This window comes from Bariatricus sp. HCP28S3_A7, from assembly GCF_052066375.1.
Lineage (GTDB): Bacteria > Bacillota > Clostridia > Lachnospirales > Lachnospiraceae > Allocoprococcus.
The window spans coordinates 95,392-109,208 of record NZ_JBQHSG010000008.1; the positions used below are offsets into that span (position 1 = coordinate 95,392).

Genomic DNA, 13,817 nt, shown 5'->3' on the forward strand with positions numbered 1-13,817 from the left:
GAAATAAAGGGGCGATTCTTGTCGAAAGAAGGGAAAAAATGGCTAAGACACAAAGTGAAAAATTGAAAGTACTGGCAGGATTGTCATGGCGCTTTGGCGAACGTATTTTGGCACAGATGGTCACCTTTGTCGTTTCTATCGTTCTTGCTAGAATATTGGCGCCGTCTGATTACGGTGCGATTGCACTGGTGATGTCCTTTATTACGATTGCGAATGTATTTGTCACCAGCGGCTTCGGTAATGCCCTGATCCAAAAAACAGATGCAGACGACATAGATTTTTCGACAATGTTCTTTTTCAATGTCGGATTGTCGCTACTACTGTATATTTTTATCTGGCTAGCTGCACCGTATGCGGCAGCCTTTTATAAGATGCCAATCCTTGCGCCGGTGCTTCGAGTACTGGGTTTAAAAATACCGATCTCAGGCGTGAACAATATACAGCAGGCGTTCGTTTCCAGAAATATGTTGTTTAAAAGGTTCTTTTTTTCAACAATCATCGGAACGATCGGCTCCGCAGCTGTTGGTATCATAATGGCGGTCAGCGGATTTGGTATTTGGGCATTAGTAGCGCAGTATCTGTTTAACTCGTTTTGTGATACGATGGTGCTTTGGTTTACAGTCAAATGGCGTCCCAAGGCCGTATTTTCTGTGACACGATTGAAACCGATGTTCCGATATGGACTCAATATCATCTTATCAAATCTGCTTTACAATTTCTGCAATGAGCTTTCCAATATCATCATTGGCAAGGTATATAGCTCTCAGGATCTGGCTTATTATTCTAAGGGAAAGCAGTTGCCGAATTTGATCGTTGTCAATATCAATACCGCGATTAGCGGTGTCCTTTTCCCGGTGCTGTCAAAGCATCAGGAAGAAAGAGAGAGGCTGCTGCAAATGACGCGCAGATCGATCAAAGTAAGCTCCTATGTGCTGTCGCCACTTTTGCTGGGATTGATGGTCACGGCAAAGCCGGTAGTCAGATTGCTGCTGACTGACAAATGGCTGCCCTGCGTTCCATTCTTGCAACTGTATTGCCTTTTTTATTTGCTACAGCCTATGCAGACGGCAAATTTGGAAGCGATTAAGGCCATCGGACGCAGTGATCTGTATTTTCGGATGGAAGTGATCAAAAGATCTGTTGCGATCATTGTCCTGCTGATCTCGGTCCGTTACGGAGTGTATGCTATTGCGGTTGGAAATGTAGTAGCATCCTTTATTCGCTCCTTTGTCAATGCGACACCTAACAAAAAGCTTCTGAATTATAGCTATCTTGAGCAATTAAAGGATATTGGCCCGGCCATCATTCTTTCTTCTATGATGGCGGGGATCGTGGCGTTGACCGGTCGTATGTGTGAGGCGTTGATGATTACGGTTCTTGTCCAGCTGATACTTCAAATTATGGTAGGCTTTGCAAGCTATATTGCGCTGTCCCTTGCGTTCAAGCTGGAAAGCTTCGTGTATATTAAAGACACGGCTTTGCATATGATAACGAAACGGAGGAAATAATTGTTATTGCCCAAGAAAAATGAGAATCTAGTGTCCTGATGATAAAACAGTGTCCTCAGTTATAGAGGACATAATAATATAGCATATTTATGCTAATAAATACTGTATACTTATGTAGTCTATGATCGCTGCTTCTCTTTATTTATAAAGTGAGATTTGTATTCACACTGCATCAGTAGCTTCTACGAAACCATTAGGATGCACAGCAACTCATATCAAACGTATGTAAGTGGAGACGGTAACACCAGATGAAAAATTCATTAATAAAGTGTGTGAAGTATAACATGTTAATCCTGAATACTTTGAAGGAGACATGGATATCAATACGGCAGTATCAATGCCAAGTATAAATGAGCAGAAAACACTGGTAGGAAACAGACTGAAACAGGCAAGACTTGAGAAGAGTAAAACATTGAAACAACTATCTGAACTGACATCAATAGCCGATTCACAGATAAGCCTGACAGAAAATGGTCATTACAGATTGAAAGAAAACAGGGCAGAGGACATAGCTGAAGCATTAGAAGTTGAAGTGGAATGGTTACTGCATGGAGAAGAAACAAAAAAAGATGATCCAGTGAATCATCGTATGATTGAATGGCTATGGAAACACCCGGAGATCAGAAAAGAAATCTGAGATCAGATCCATCAGGAAACAGAATAGAAAATAATCTATATTTAAAAACTCTTATGTACATAATTCAGCAAAAGATACTTCATTCTCATCACGGACACAACTTTCTCAGATCAGACACTGTTTTCTCAGTTGAAATGGGCGATGACAATAACAGAGAAGTAAGAACCTTTAAGTTTTTTGAATTCACGCAGGTTGATAGACATGATGGTGCACCTCCGAATCTATTAAATTATAAACCGTTAGAATACGCTAGGTATAATATCAAAATAATTGACATTTTTTGCATCAAAAAACGGCTTAAATAAGACGTGATCTGATATCGGATAAAAAATTCTGGTTGAAAACTCGGGGGTGTTAATTATTGCTTCTGACGAAGAAATCGGGACCAAATATAAGTTGAACATGACCTCCTGAATTCGAGGCGAGAAAATCATTACTTTGAATTCAGTTTTTATTTACTATTTTACTGAGCAAAGTGATTACCTCACCCACAGGTGCCTTTTGTGCAATTTAACTTCAAATCTTCACCTCTACCTTACTATCTATCATGTTGCGTGAAGATTTAAGAATAGAATTCTACTGAATAATTAGAAAACCACAGATTCCACGATACAGCTAATCTAAACTATAGGGAAATATTTTGCAAAAAAACTTGACAAGGGAGAATAAGATGGAACACAATTTAGCAAGCAAGCAAGCAAGCAAGCAAGCAAGCAAGCAAGCAAGCAGGCAAGCAAGCAAGCGTATACCTCAGCTTGAAGGATTAAGATTTATTATGTGCTGCATAATTATCTTGTCCCATTTAGAATTTCTCGGTGAATCCGAAATCTTTGGAGATTTCTACAACACGTATTTACATAATCCAACATTAGCAGTTGATTACTTTTTCATGCTGTCTGGATTTGGTATTTACTTTAGTTCGAAAAGACCTGAGTGCTCAATAAAAAGCGGACTGGAATTTGCAGTTGCCAAAGTAAAGAAGATATATCCAGCGTATATTGTGTCTCTTCTTTTGGGCATGGCATGGGTATGTTTTACCACGGATGGTTTGATTAAAACATTACCAAAATTGTTTATCATTGGAATTACTGATCTGACATTATTTCAATCCATTACAGGTATGACAATATTTAGTCACAGTATTAATGGCGTATGTTGGTTCTTATCCACGATTTTTATTTGCTATATAGCTTGTCCTTGGCTCTTGAGCGTTGTGGACAAAATTAGAAATAAAAGTCAAGCTCTCATCATGATTTGTAGTTTTGTTGTAATTACTTTAGCACTCTCATCTGGTGCCTTACTAATACAAAACAACTTATCTGTTTTAAACGATTTAAGGTATGGACATCCTTTCATTAGGTGCTGGTATTTAGCTATAGGTATGTGTATTGGTTATTTATATAAAGAGTCAAAAACTCAGATGGGCAGCGGGCAAGAATTACTTATTTCTGCGATAGCAATTACCTATTTCTTTGGAAGAAATTCCATTCCATTTGATAAAGGAGTATTGAGATTTCTTGACATTGTACTATGCATTATTTTCCTTTATGTATTTGCATGTGGTAGAGGTAAGTTATCTGATGGTCTTAGTACAAAACTAATGGTCAATCTTGGAAAAATCAGCATGTATTTATTCTTATTTCACTATCCAGTAAGAATGCTGATTGGCACTGTATTTGAAAATTATGGATGGAACAGCGAATGGGCGCTTCTAATTCTAGTGGCTCTAATCACCATTTTTACAATCCTGATTACTTTTCTTTATAGGTTTGTTGAAGATAGGCTGAAAGCTCGCCAAAACAGATTTAGAACAACTTTGCTCTAGGCGATTTTATAAAACTGGATTCCTCCAATAATTGATTTTCATTGATATCCCAAATTCGAAGCAAGAGCTAACTATCCGGGTGCCTTTTGTGCAATTAAACTTCAAATCTTCACTTCCACCTTACTATCATGTAGCGTGAGGATTTGAAGTTATAGTTGATTTTCGTCACCTTGCCATACCTGATTCTACCCAATCACCTACCTGATTTTGTGCTTCCTAAGCAAATATCAATCCAAACAACTAAAAAACCACAATCCAAACACCACCAAACAACTAAAAACCCATCCCCGCGCTTTTTTATTGTTGTGTTTGGTTGTGTTCTTGTCTTCTTTTATTCTTTTATTCTTCTTATCCTTCTTTCTTCTTTCTCTTTTTTTGCTCTTTTATTGTTTTGTGGGGTTAGGTTGGTATGAGGAAATGGTAGATTGGTGTGGAAGATGAAAAGTAGTGAAGAAGAGTAGGGAAGAGAAAAAAATGCAAATCCTGGAACATAACCTTAAAGCCTACAAGGCACTCATCAAATCATTCAAAAAAGCCAACAGGGCATGTATTGTCCACCCGACCGGGCTTGGGAGGTCCTACATAGCTTATCAGCTCATTGCCGATAATCCGGACTCTACCTTTCTCGTATTACTGGTTTGATGCTTGCCGTAGTTATGTGTGTGATATGACCATAAGCAGGAAAAAGCTTTCTAAATTTTTGTATAATTTTTTGAAAAAATAAGTGTTGAGTGTGACCTTGGGGCATAGTGTATGATGTATATGTGATAAGTGTAACGAAAGAGTACATTAGAAATCAATATATATATATATATATATAAAGGAGCATCAACACTATGAAAGGTATCATTCTTGCCGGAGGTTCCGGCACCAGACTTTATCCTCTCACCATGGTTACCAGTAAACAGCTTCTGCCTGTTTACGATAAGCCGATGATCTATTATCCACTGTCCACATTGATGCTTGCAGGTATCAAGGATATTCTTATTATTTCCACGCCTACCGACACACCTCGTTTTGAGGCACTTCTTGGTGATGGTTCTCAGTACGGCATTCATCTTTCATACAAGGTTCAGCCAAGTCCTGATGGACTGGCACAGGCATTTATCCTTGGCGAGGAGTTCCTTAATGGAGAAGCCGGAGCAATGGTTCTTGGTGACAACATTTTCTATGGTAATGGCTTCAGTAAGATTTTGAAAGCAGCTGTAGTTGATGCTGAGGAAAACAACCGTGCTACCGTGTTTGGATATTACGTTCCAGACCCGGAGAGATTCGGTGTGGTTGCTTTCGATGAGAATGGTCATGCTACCAGCATTGAAGAAAAACCTCAGAATCCGAAATCCAACTATGCTGTAACAGGTCTGTATTTCTATCCTGCAGGTGTAAGTGCTAAGGCGAATGAAGTGAAGCCTAGCGCAAGAGGAGAATTGGAAATCACAACGCTGAATGAGATGTATCTGAACGAAGGTCGTCTTGATGTTCAGCTTCTTGGTCGTGGCTTTGCATGGCTCGATACCGGTACAATGGATAGCCTTGTGGAAGCAGCTGATTTTGTCCAGATGGTAGAGAAGAGACAGGGGATCAAGATTTCCGCGCCGGAGGAGATCGCATTCCGTTATGAGTGGATTGATAAAGAAAAACTGCTGGAGTCCGCTGCACGTTATGGGAAGAGTCCATATGGAAAGCATCTGCAGGCTGTAGCAGAAGGAAAGGTAAGAGGGTAATGAAAGCAATCGAGACAAAAATTCCAGGTGTGTTAATTATCGAGACGGATGTTTTCGGTGACCACCGTGGATATTTTACTGAAACATACAATAAACCGAAGTATGAGGCACTCGGTATCACCACAGAATTTGTCCAGGACAATATGAGCTTCTCTGCTCAGAAAGGAACCCTTCGTGGTCTTCACTGGCAGAATCCGCCTTACGCTCAGGCAAAATTAGTGTCTTGCACGAAAGGTACTGTCATCGATGTTGCTGTAGATATTCGTAAAGGCAGTCCGACCTTTGGACAGTGGGTATCTGTTGAATTATCAGCGGAGAACCACAGACAGTTCTTTATTCCTCGTGGATTTGCACACGGATTTCTGACACTCACAGATGACGTTGAGTTCCGCTACAAGTGTGACAATGTTTACAACAAGGCTTCAGAGGGCGGCATGAGATACGATGCACCTGAGGTCAATGTAGATTGGGGCAGTCTGCTGAATGGTATTGAACCGATATTAAGTGAAAAGGACATGATTGGCCCAACACTTGATACTTCTGATAATCAGTTTATTTACAACGAGAATTGTTAATGGGAGATAGAGATATGAGTAAGACTATTTTAGTAACCGGTGGTACTGGTTTTATTGGAAACTGCTTCTGCAAACTTCTGCTGGCAGAAAGACCTGAATATAGAGTCCTGAATGTGGATGTCTGCACTTATGCTGCAAACCCTTCCACCATTGAAGAAGAGCTGAAGAATCCAAATTATAAGTTTTACAAAACAGACATCAGAGACAGAGCTGCAATCGAGAAGATTTTTGAAGAGGAAAAGCCGGATATCGTTGTAAACTTCGCAGCAGAATCTCATGTTGACCGTTCCATCACAAATCCTCAGATTTTCCTGGAGACCAATATCCTCGGTACTGCTGTATTGATGGATGCTTGCCGTAAGTATGGAATTGAGAGATACCATCAGGTTTCCACAGATGAGGTTTACGGTGATCTTCCATTAGATCGGCCTGACCTGTTCTTCCATGAAGATACTCCTCTGCATACAAGTTCTCCTTACTCCACCAGTAAGGCATCTGCAGATCTGTTGGTACTTGCATATCACCGCACCTACGGTCTCCCTGTGACGATTAGCCGCTGTTCCAATAACTATGGACCATATCAGTTCCCGGAAAAGCTGATCCCTCTGATGATTCACAATGCCACTCATGACAAGTCGCTCCCGGTTTACGGCGAAGGTCTGAATGTCCGTGACTGGCTGTATGTAAAGGATCACTGCTACGGAATTCTCGCTGTCATTGAAAAGGGCCGTGTTGGTGAGGTTTATAACCTCGGTGGCCACAATGAGAAAGCAAATATCGAAATCGTAAAGATTATCTTGGACAAGCTGGGTAAACCTGAAAGTCTGATTACACATGTTGGTGACCGTCATGGACATGATCAGAGATATGCAATTGATCCTGCAAAGGCAAATAAAGAGCTTGGTTGGGGACCGACCACCATGTTCAAGGATGGTATTGTGCTGACCATCGATTGGTACCTGTCAGAAGAAGGTAGAAAGTGGACTGAAGAATGCACGAGTGGAGAATACCTCAACTGGATTGAGAAGAACTACAAGGAGAGAAATTGATATGAAGTTCTTTGTAACAGGCGTTAATGGTCAGCTGGGCCATGATGTCATGAATGAATTGAATAAAAGAGGTCATCAAGGCGTCGGTTCTGATATGGCAGATACCTATGTAGGTGTCGCAGATGGTAGCGCGGTTACCAGAATGGACTACGTAAAGCTGGACATCACAGATAAAGATGCGGTTTCCAAGGTGATTGAAGCTGTCAAACCGGATGCGGTGATCCACTGTGCTGCATGGACTGCTGTGGATATGGCAGAAGATGACGATAAGGTAGAAGCTGTTAGAAAAGTGAATGCAGGCGGTACCCAGAACATTGCTGATACCTGCAAGAAACTGAATTGCAAGATGCTATATCTGTCCACAGACTATGTGTTCGATGGCCAGGGAACGGAGCCTTGGCAGCCGGATTGCAAGGACTATAAGCCCCTGAACGTCTACGGTCAGACCAAGCTGGAGGGGGAGCTGGCGGTTGCGAACACGCTGGAGAAGTACTTCATCGTCCGTATCGCGTGGGTGTTCGGTCTGAACGGTAAGAACTTTATTAAGACCATGATCAATGTGGGCAAGACCCATGATGAAGTTCGGGTGGTCAATGATCAGATTGGCACACCTACCTATTGCTTCGACCTGGCACGCCTACTTGTGGATATGTGCGAGACGGAGAAATACGGCTATTACCATGCCACCAACGAGGGTGGGTATATTTCCTGGTATGACTTCTGCTGTGAGTTCTACCGGCAGTATGGATTGAAGACCAGAGTGGTTCCTGTTACGACTGAAGAGTATGGATTATCTAAAGCTGTGAGACCGGTAAACAGCAGACTGGATAAGAGCAAGCTGATTGAAAATGGTTTTGAGCCTTTGCCGACATGGCAGGATGCGGTGAGAAGATACCTAGAAGAGGCAAAACTGTAAAAAACTGACGGAATGAAAGGAGGGTACAGATGAAAAAAGATGGTTATTATGCCAGCGGTAAGTTTGCTGAAATGGCTCATGTGACGAAGAAAACATTGCGCTATTATGATGCACAGAATATCCTGAAGCCCTCCCACGTGGCAGAGAATGGAACGAGATATTATACGGATAATGATTTTGCAAAATTGCAGCAGATATTGTTCTTGAAATATCTTTCCTTCCCTCTCTCTGATATTAAGGAGCTGACAGTCAGAGGAACAGACCAGGATTTTTGGCTGGAATCCTTACAGATGCAGACGAGTTTGCTGGATGAGCACATTGAACAGATGATTCTGATGAAAAAATCAATTCAGGAAGCAAGAGAAGCGATTCTGGAAAGCAGGGAAGTAAACTGGAGTGAAATGCTGAGACTTTCCAATGCGAATGAATTAGAACAGAAGCTAAAAACACAATATGTTAATTCTTCCAATATTTCCGCACGCATCCATCTGCATAGTGCATACTCTGAAAACAAAGAGGGATGGTTTCCCTGGCTTTACCGGATGGCGGATATTAAGCCCGGCGAGAGGGTACTGGAACTGGGGTGCGGTGACGGATCACTCTGGACCCAGAACGTGAATCTGATTCCAGATAATGCCTCGATAATATTAACAGATATCTCCGATGGTATCGTCAGAGAAACCGGTAAAAAGCTGGCGGAGCTGAATCATGACATTCAGTGCCAGGTGATGGATGCCCATCATATATATGCGGAAGACGGAAGCTTTGATGTTGTGATCGCCAATCATATGCTGTTCTATTGCGAGGATTTAGAAAAGGTTTTTTCCGAAATTCGACGTGTATTGAAGCCTGGTGGAAGAATGATTTGCAGTACCTACAGTAGCAGGCACATGCAGGAGGTCAGCAAATTGGTGCGGGAGTTCGATGATAGGATTATTTTATCTGCCGATGTACTCTTTGATAAATTTGGAAAAGATAATGGCGGGGCGCAGTTATCACAGTATTTCTCAGAGGTGAGCTGGCAGCAATTTGAAGACAGCCTGACGGTCACAAAGCCAGAGCCTTTAATTGCATACATTCTGTCATGCCATGGAAATCAGAATCGATATATTGTTGATAAGTATCATGATTTTTATAATTTCGTGAAGAAAAAAACAGATCGTGGTTTTGCAATCACAAAGGATGCCGGAGCATTTATTACTACGGTGAAGTAAATTTAACACAGGCCCTGTCCTTGAGAAGGAATCATACTAGGGTCAGATATGAACTTCTGGGGATTCCCGGCTAAGGAAGGATGTACGCCCGCATATTTGGATGTGTTGGAGCAGGGCTTCAAGGATTTCTTTGAAAATGATGTAAAGACGAATCCTCTGAAAGCAGAGTATCTGCTGCCAACCCATATCGGTGGCCTTTTGAGAGATGGTAAATATACCGTGAAGGTGCTGGAGACAAAGGACAAGTGGTTCGGCGTTACCTATAAGGAAGACAAGGAGTCTGTTGTGCAGAGCTTTAAGAAGCTGATTGAGGATGGCATGTATCAGGAAGAACTGTACAGTGATTTGTGAGAATAATAGTGCTTGCCAATGGGAAAGAAACGCGATTTAATAAATAGGAGGCATGAACTGGCTCCTGCGTTGCTCGAATTTCCCACATATCTATGTATTTTCCAGCAGGAAATTCCAATGAACCGACTTAACAGTTGGATGATAAATGAAGCGATATAAGTTCTGTTATCAATTATGTGATTACACCGAAAATATACAATAGAATGCTACGAGTCATAGGAATAGGAAACCAATTCGTTGTAATTATGTAATATCTAATATCTAATATTATAGTACGGAGAGAACAGAAATGAAGCAAGGAAAAAGACTAAAGGTTGGATTCAGTGATGTAATGGGGTGGATTATCGGCGCATTAGGTGCTGTGGCCTCTGTTGTATCTGCTTTTAGGACAGAAACAAATGGATTTATATCAATATTTATTGGATTACTCGCAGCAGAACTGCTTGTAGCAATTATTTGGTCGTGGTCATTATTTGATAGACAGAAGAAGAATCGTAATTTGGAAGATTTGCAATCAAGTCTAAAGGCGCTAGAAGAAAAGAATCAAGAACTTCAACGGAGTCTGGAAGTACAAGAAAAAGAAGCTACAGAAAGACTGAATGATGTACTTCGAAAGATGGAAGTTATTAGCGTAAATCAAAAAAATGCTAGTAAGCTTAATAACGAGTTTTGTACGCGAATACCAGATATTGCTGAACGTTCTTATCGTATGTTGGAAACCCTTCAAAGTAGTGAAATTAAAGATACAGAACTTCTGCAAAGAGAAATCCATCACGCCATTAATGAATTTGCAATTGGATTGTACGATGTGTATAAGCGGTATTCTAGCAATTTATTGAATTGTTTAGTAGCAATTGAAGAGGCATATCTGGCAGCAAAGGGATTGAAAAAGAGTGTTTCGGCAACTATAAAACTATTTGATAAACCTTATTATTCAAAAGAAAACGGAAGGAATAAAATTGTTGTGTACACAGCATTCAGGGATAAAAAGACATATGATAAACATGAGAGGGAAATAGGAGAGGCATACTACACAATTGATGGAAACGTTGATTTTGTGCATTGTTTGAAGAAAGACCATTTCATAATAAATAATGCAAAGAAAAATAGTGGAAACTATATGAACGAACATACCGACTTTGATGCATATTATAATTGTGCAATTGTGGTCTCGATAAGAACAAAATTGACAGATGGAACATATAAATACTTTGGATATTTATGTTGTGATTGCTTAAATACACAAGAAAACATCGAAGTATTTGACACACAATCCGCGCAACTCTTATTTGCATTAGCACAGCAATATGCTACTTATCTTGATACATTGGATTCAAATTGGATTGATCGAATAAATGGTCTCGACGAGTTGCCTCAAGGGTTTTTACAATTGATATATTCTAAAACTATTTTAGGTAAGTCGGCATAAATTTATAGTATTATGTAAAGGTGACATTTATGCATTCAAGGAATGGTAAAGCGAAAAATCAAACGTCAATGGGAAGAAAAAGTGAAAAATCTGCACAGGTATTATGTAAAACAGTTAAGGTTCGAAGAAATGGGAAGATTGTGATGCCGATAAATCCTATGTTACCCAGAAACTACTCTATGGAGGAAAGGGCAAAACTTAAAGATTTTGAACGAAGTGTTATGTCATCAGTAAGACAAGGATGATTGATCTCCCGCACCCAAACTGAGAATTTCATCAGTTTTTGATACGGCAAAGTGTAGAATCAAAACGAGGATTGTCCGTATTTCTACAAAACGCATGATGGAAATCAGGCCCGATTCGGCATATTGGTATGTACACCCCAATATCAAATTGAGAAAAATGTGTGGAATATATGCGGGAGATACCAATACTGCATCTTGATTTTTGCCAGTTCCCGCTATATACTTAATACACTTAAAATTTCAAATAGGAGTGTGTACATCTATGCCGCGTCCCAAGGGTTCCAAGAATAAAGCAAAGGTTACCATCCCAGCTAATGACTTCGATACCCTCATCGCTGAGAAAACCTCGGCGAAAGAGAATCTCACAGCTGAGATCGCTTCCCTCGAAGAGAATCTGACTGCTCTCAAAGCCGACCTGAAAGCGAAGAAGGCGGATCTGAAAGCCGTAGAAAAAGAGCTTGCAAAGCTGGAAGAGCAGAAGGCAGCGTTCGATGCTGCGGAAGCTGAGAAAGCGAAGAAAGCTGAACTGGAAGAGATGATTCAGAAGCTGATGGCCGATGGAGTAAGTGCGGCTGAGATTCTGGAGAAGTTGAAATAAAGCTGGTAGCTGAAAAGCTAATATTGAAGCCGTGTGGAAAATATTTCAACAAAAATATCGTACACACGGCTTTCTGTGGGAGTTTGCATATAGTTTGTAACGGAAATAAAGAACAAGAAACCGAAACGAGCAGTATGTGGAATATATAGATTGTAACGAAAATAAGGATAAAGGAGGCGATATGATGGCGAAAAAGAGAAAACCAGGTGGCGGTCGGAAGAAGTCAAAGCCGGACTATAACCCAAGTGCCATCCTTCAGAATCAGATGGACGCAGCTGTGGTGCTCTACGATAAAGAGGAGCATCCGTCCCTCCAGACGATAGCGAACGAGCTTGACCTCAATCCCATCAAGGTACGCAAGCTGCTGATTACCGCTGGCGTGTATAAGTCGGAGATAGCCGATCAAGTGAACCGGGTGTTTAATCAACACAAAGACTCCGGCATGCCACACACAGAAGCCGTTGCAGCGACGATGAGGGAACTGAATATATCCAAATCCTCTGTCACTTCGTATCTGCCTTATGAGAAGGGCGTGTACTTCCCGGCCGAAACGGATAGTAATAATATCAGCGTTGGAGCAGAGCGTATTCGGCGGATGAGGAAGCGGGAAAAGATTCTGGAGGAGCTGAGTGCCAAACAGAGCGAGGAAGCTCTATGGGCGGCGGTAATTGAGTTCCAGGGCTACAAGTTCCGCACCTATTCCGGGCTGGTATTTTCCTACGGTCTGAAAAAAGGTAGAGGAGATACCTATACGAAGGAGCTGTTCATCGACCGGCGAGAGAACAGCAAGAGCTTGGCTTGGAGTTCGGTTCTGCTGGCCTTTCATAATATTCCGAGCATTGGAGCTGTGGTTGATCGTCCGAAGGCCCTCGGCGATATTCGGGGTGTGACCTACATCTTCGCAATGTTCTATCGATTCGGCCTTATCGATGTGCCGGAGAAAGCAAAAGAGAAGATGGCACCGGTGAGGGAGAAGAAAACAGAATAGGATCAACGCTGGGTGAGAATTATTCTGGGAGTGGCTATGTGCAGAATTCTATGGTAGAATGATTCCCATCAATACCGGGAGGTAAAGCACATTGGCGTTTTATATATCTCTAATTTCCATGATTCTCTGGTTTATTTTCATGACCTACCTTTCCCATCAGGATGGGGAACACACAGGCGGGGCAAGCCGGGAGCTGGCAGAGCATCTTCGTTTTCTCGATAATGATATCAATGACCTGAACGGAAAGCTGCGGCGGGCGGCACACATTGTCGTATTCGCTGTGTTTACGTTCCTGCTGGGGCTGACACTAAAGGTTGGAGGAGAAGCTCTGGGATGGATGATAATAGCGGCTCTGTGGAGTTATGTGGACGAGGCCACAAAGCCGTGGATACAGGGGCGGCATTTCTCATGGTTTGATGTCGGACTGAATCTGATCGGTACTTTTATCGGTGGGGCTGTGGTTTTGATTTTGTAACATTGAACCTTAACTGTCTGGGAAAAATAACTTGTTATGTGCAGAAATAGACGGTAATATCCCTCATAACTGGGAATCGGAATTCAATAAACCTGGTTGGAAGGGAAGGTAGCATTATCGAAAAATTAAGAGAAATACTGGAGAACTACTTATCGAAAACAGAACCAAAATACTACCCGCCAGTGGAAAACTTGCTCGACCTGATCTATGAGACTTACTCAGAGAATAATCCAGCAGCACCGAAGACTACAGTGGCGGGGAGAGCAGCAAGGGCGCGAGATAA

General features: G+C 41.5%; 14 protein-coding genes. All 14 read left to right on the top strand.

The window, feature by feature from the left end; translation table 11 throughout:
* Positions 1 to 38 precede the first annotated feature (38 nt).
* The 14 genes from ACTNA4_RS07650 (at position 39) to ACTNA4_RS07715 (ending at position 13,534) form a co-directional block, all read left to right on the top strand.
* Positions 39 to 1,508 carry a lipopolysaccharide biosynthesis protein gene (locus ACTNA4_RS07650; RefSeq protein ID WP_441029440.1) on the top strand — a complete coding sequence of 490 codons (1,470 nt, stop codon included), beginning with the start codon at positions 39 to 41 and terminating at the stop codon, positions 1,506 to 1,508.
* A 313-nt stretch (positions 1,509 to 1,821) separates the two neighbouring features.
* The gene (locus ACTNA4_RS07655; protein WP_441029443.1) at positions 1,822 to 2,145 is read left to right on the top strand and encodes a helix-turn-helix domain-containing protein; all 324 of its coding nucleotides are present in this window, start codon (positions 1,822 to 1,824) and stop codon (positions 2,143 to 2,145) included.
* Positions 2,146 to 2,815: 670 nt separating this feature from the next.
* Positions 2,816 to 3,970 carry an acyltransferase family protein gene (locus ACTNA4_RS07660; protein ID WP_441029446.1) on the top strand — a complete coding sequence of 385 codons (1,155 nt, stop codon included), beginning with the start codon at positions 2,816 to 2,818 and terminating at the stop codon, positions 3,968 to 3,970.
* Between the two features lie 474 nt (positions 3,971 to 4,444).
* Positions 4,445 to 4,612: a DEAD/DEAH box helicase family protein gene (locus tag ACTNA4_RS07665; RefSeq protein WP_441029530.1), complete on the top strand. Its 168-nt coding sequence runs from the start codon at positions 4,445 to 4,447 to the stop codon at positions 4,610 to 4,612.
* A gap of 194 nt (positions 4,613 to 4,806) precedes the next feature.
* Positions 4,807 to 5,694 carry a glucose-1-phosphate thymidylyltransferase RfbA gene (rfbA, locus tag ACTNA4_RS07670; RefSeq protein WP_441029449.1) on the top strand — a complete coding sequence of 296 codons (888 nt, stop codon included), beginning with the start codon at positions 4,807 to 4,809 and terminating at the stop codon, positions 5,692 to 5,694.
* Positions 5,694 to 6,269, top strand: a complete 576-nt coding sequence (gene rfbC, locus ACTNA4_RS07675) for a dTDP-4-dehydrorhamnose 3,5-epimerase (protein ID WP_441029452.1) — start codon at positions 5,694 to 5,696, stop codon at positions 6,267 to 6,269. The genes rfbA and rfbC overlap by 1 nt, the downstream gene beginning before the upstream one ends.
* A 14-nt stretch (positions 6,270 to 6,283) precedes the next feature.
* Positions 6,284 to 7,318 carry a dTDP-glucose 4,6-dehydratase gene (rfbB, locus tag ACTNA4_RS07680; RefSeq protein WP_441029455.1) on the top strand — a complete coding sequence of 345 codons (1,035 nt, stop codon included), beginning with the start codon at positions 6,284 to 6,286 and terminating at the stop codon, positions 7,316 to 7,318.
* A gap of 1 nt (position 7,319) precedes the next feature.
* Positions 7,320 to 8,234, top strand: coding sequence for a dTDP-4-dehydrorhamnose reductase (gene rfbD / locus ACTNA4_RS07685; RefSeq protein WP_441029458.1), 915 nt, complete (start codon positions 7,320 to 7,322; stop codon positions 8,232 to 8,234).
* Positions 8,235 to 8,263: 29 nt separating this feature from the next.
* On the top strand, positions 8,264 to 9,448 hold the full coding sequence (locus ACTNA4_RS07690) for a MerR family transcriptional regulator (RefSeq protein ID WP_441029461.1): 1,185 nt from the start codon (positions 8,264 to 8,266) through the stop codon (positions 9,446 to 9,448).
* Positions 9,449 to 9,496: 48 nt separating this feature from the next.
* Complete coding sequence (locus ACTNA4_RS07695) at positions 9,497 to 9,799, top strand: hypothetical protein (protein ID WP_441029464.1); 303 nt, start codon at positions 9,497 to 9,499, stop codon at positions 9,797 to 9,799.
* A gap of 289 nt (positions 9,800 to 10,088) precedes the next feature.
* Positions 10,089 to 11,228, top strand: coding sequence for a hypothetical protein (locus tag ACTNA4_RS07700; protein WP_441029467.1), 1,140 nt, complete (start codon positions 10,089 to 10,091; stop codon positions 11,226 to 11,228).
* A gap of 507 nt (positions 11,229 to 11,735) precedes the next feature.
* Entirely contained in the window at positions 11,736 to 12,071 is a 336-nt protein-coding gene (locus tag ACTNA4_RS07705) for a hypothetical protein (RefSeq protein WP_441029470.1), read from the top strand.
* 136 nt (positions 12,072 to 12,207) lie between these two features.
* Positions 12,208 to 13,059: a hypothetical protein gene (locus tag ACTNA4_RS07710; RefSeq protein WP_441029473.1), complete on the top strand. Its 852-nt coding sequence runs from the start codon at positions 12,208 to 12,210 to the stop codon at positions 13,057 to 13,059.
* Positions 13,060 to 13,150: 91 nt separating this feature from the next.
* On the top strand, positions 13,151 to 13,534 hold the full coding sequence (locus ACTNA4_RS07715; RefSeq protein WP_441029476.1) for a VanZ family protein: 384 nt from the start codon (positions 13,151 to 13,153) through the stop codon (positions 13,532 to 13,534).
* The last annotated feature ends 283 nt before the right edge of the window (positions 13,535 to 13,817 follow it).

Coding starts and splice junctions, on each gene's coding strand:
- ACTNA4_RS07650 (WP_441029440.1), top strand. CDS start 39: ATGGCTAAGACACAAAGTGAAAAATTGAAAGTACTGGCAGGATTGTCA.
- ACTNA4_RS07655 (WP_441029443.1), top strand. CDS start 1,822: ATGGATATCAATACGGCAGTATCAATGCCAAGTATAAATGAGCAGAAA.
- ACTNA4_RS07660 (WP_441029446.1), top strand. CDS start 2,816: ATGGAACACAATTTAGCAAGCAAGCAAGCAAGCAAGCAAGCAAGCAAG.
- ACTNA4_RS07665 (WP_441029530.1), top strand. CDS start 4,445: ATGCAAATCCTGGAACATAACCTTAAAGCCTACAAGGCACTCATCAAA.
- rfbA (WP_441029449.1), top strand. CDS start 4,807: ATGAAAGGTATCATTCTTGCCGGAGGTTCCGGCACCAGACTTTATCCT.
- rfbC (WP_441029452.1), top strand. CDS start 5,694: ATGAAAGCAATCGAGACAAAAATTCCAGGTGTGTTAATTATCGAGACG.
- rfbB (WP_441029455.1), top strand. CDS start 6,284: ATGAGTAAGACTATTTTAGTAACCGGTGGTACTGGTTTTATTGGAAAC.
- rfbD (WP_441029458.1), top strand. CDS start 7,320: ATGAAGTTCTTTGTAACAGGCGTTAATGGTCAGCTGGGCCATGATGTC.
- ACTNA4_RS07690 (WP_441029461.1), top strand. CDS start 8,264: ATGAAAAAAGATGGTTATTATGCCAGCGGTAAGTTTGCTGAAATGGCT.
- ACTNA4_RS07695 (WP_441029464.1), top strand. CDS start 9,497: ATGAACTTCTGGGGATTCCCGGCTAAGGAAGGATGTACGCCCGCATAT.
- ACTNA4_RS07700 (WP_441029467.1), top strand. CDS start 10,089: ATGAAGCAAGGAAAAAGACTAAAGGTTGGATTCAGTGATGTAATGGGG.
- ACTNA4_RS07705 (WP_441029470.1), top strand. CDS start 11,736: ATGCCGCGTCCCAAGGGTTCCAAGAATAAAGCAAAGGTTACCATCCCA.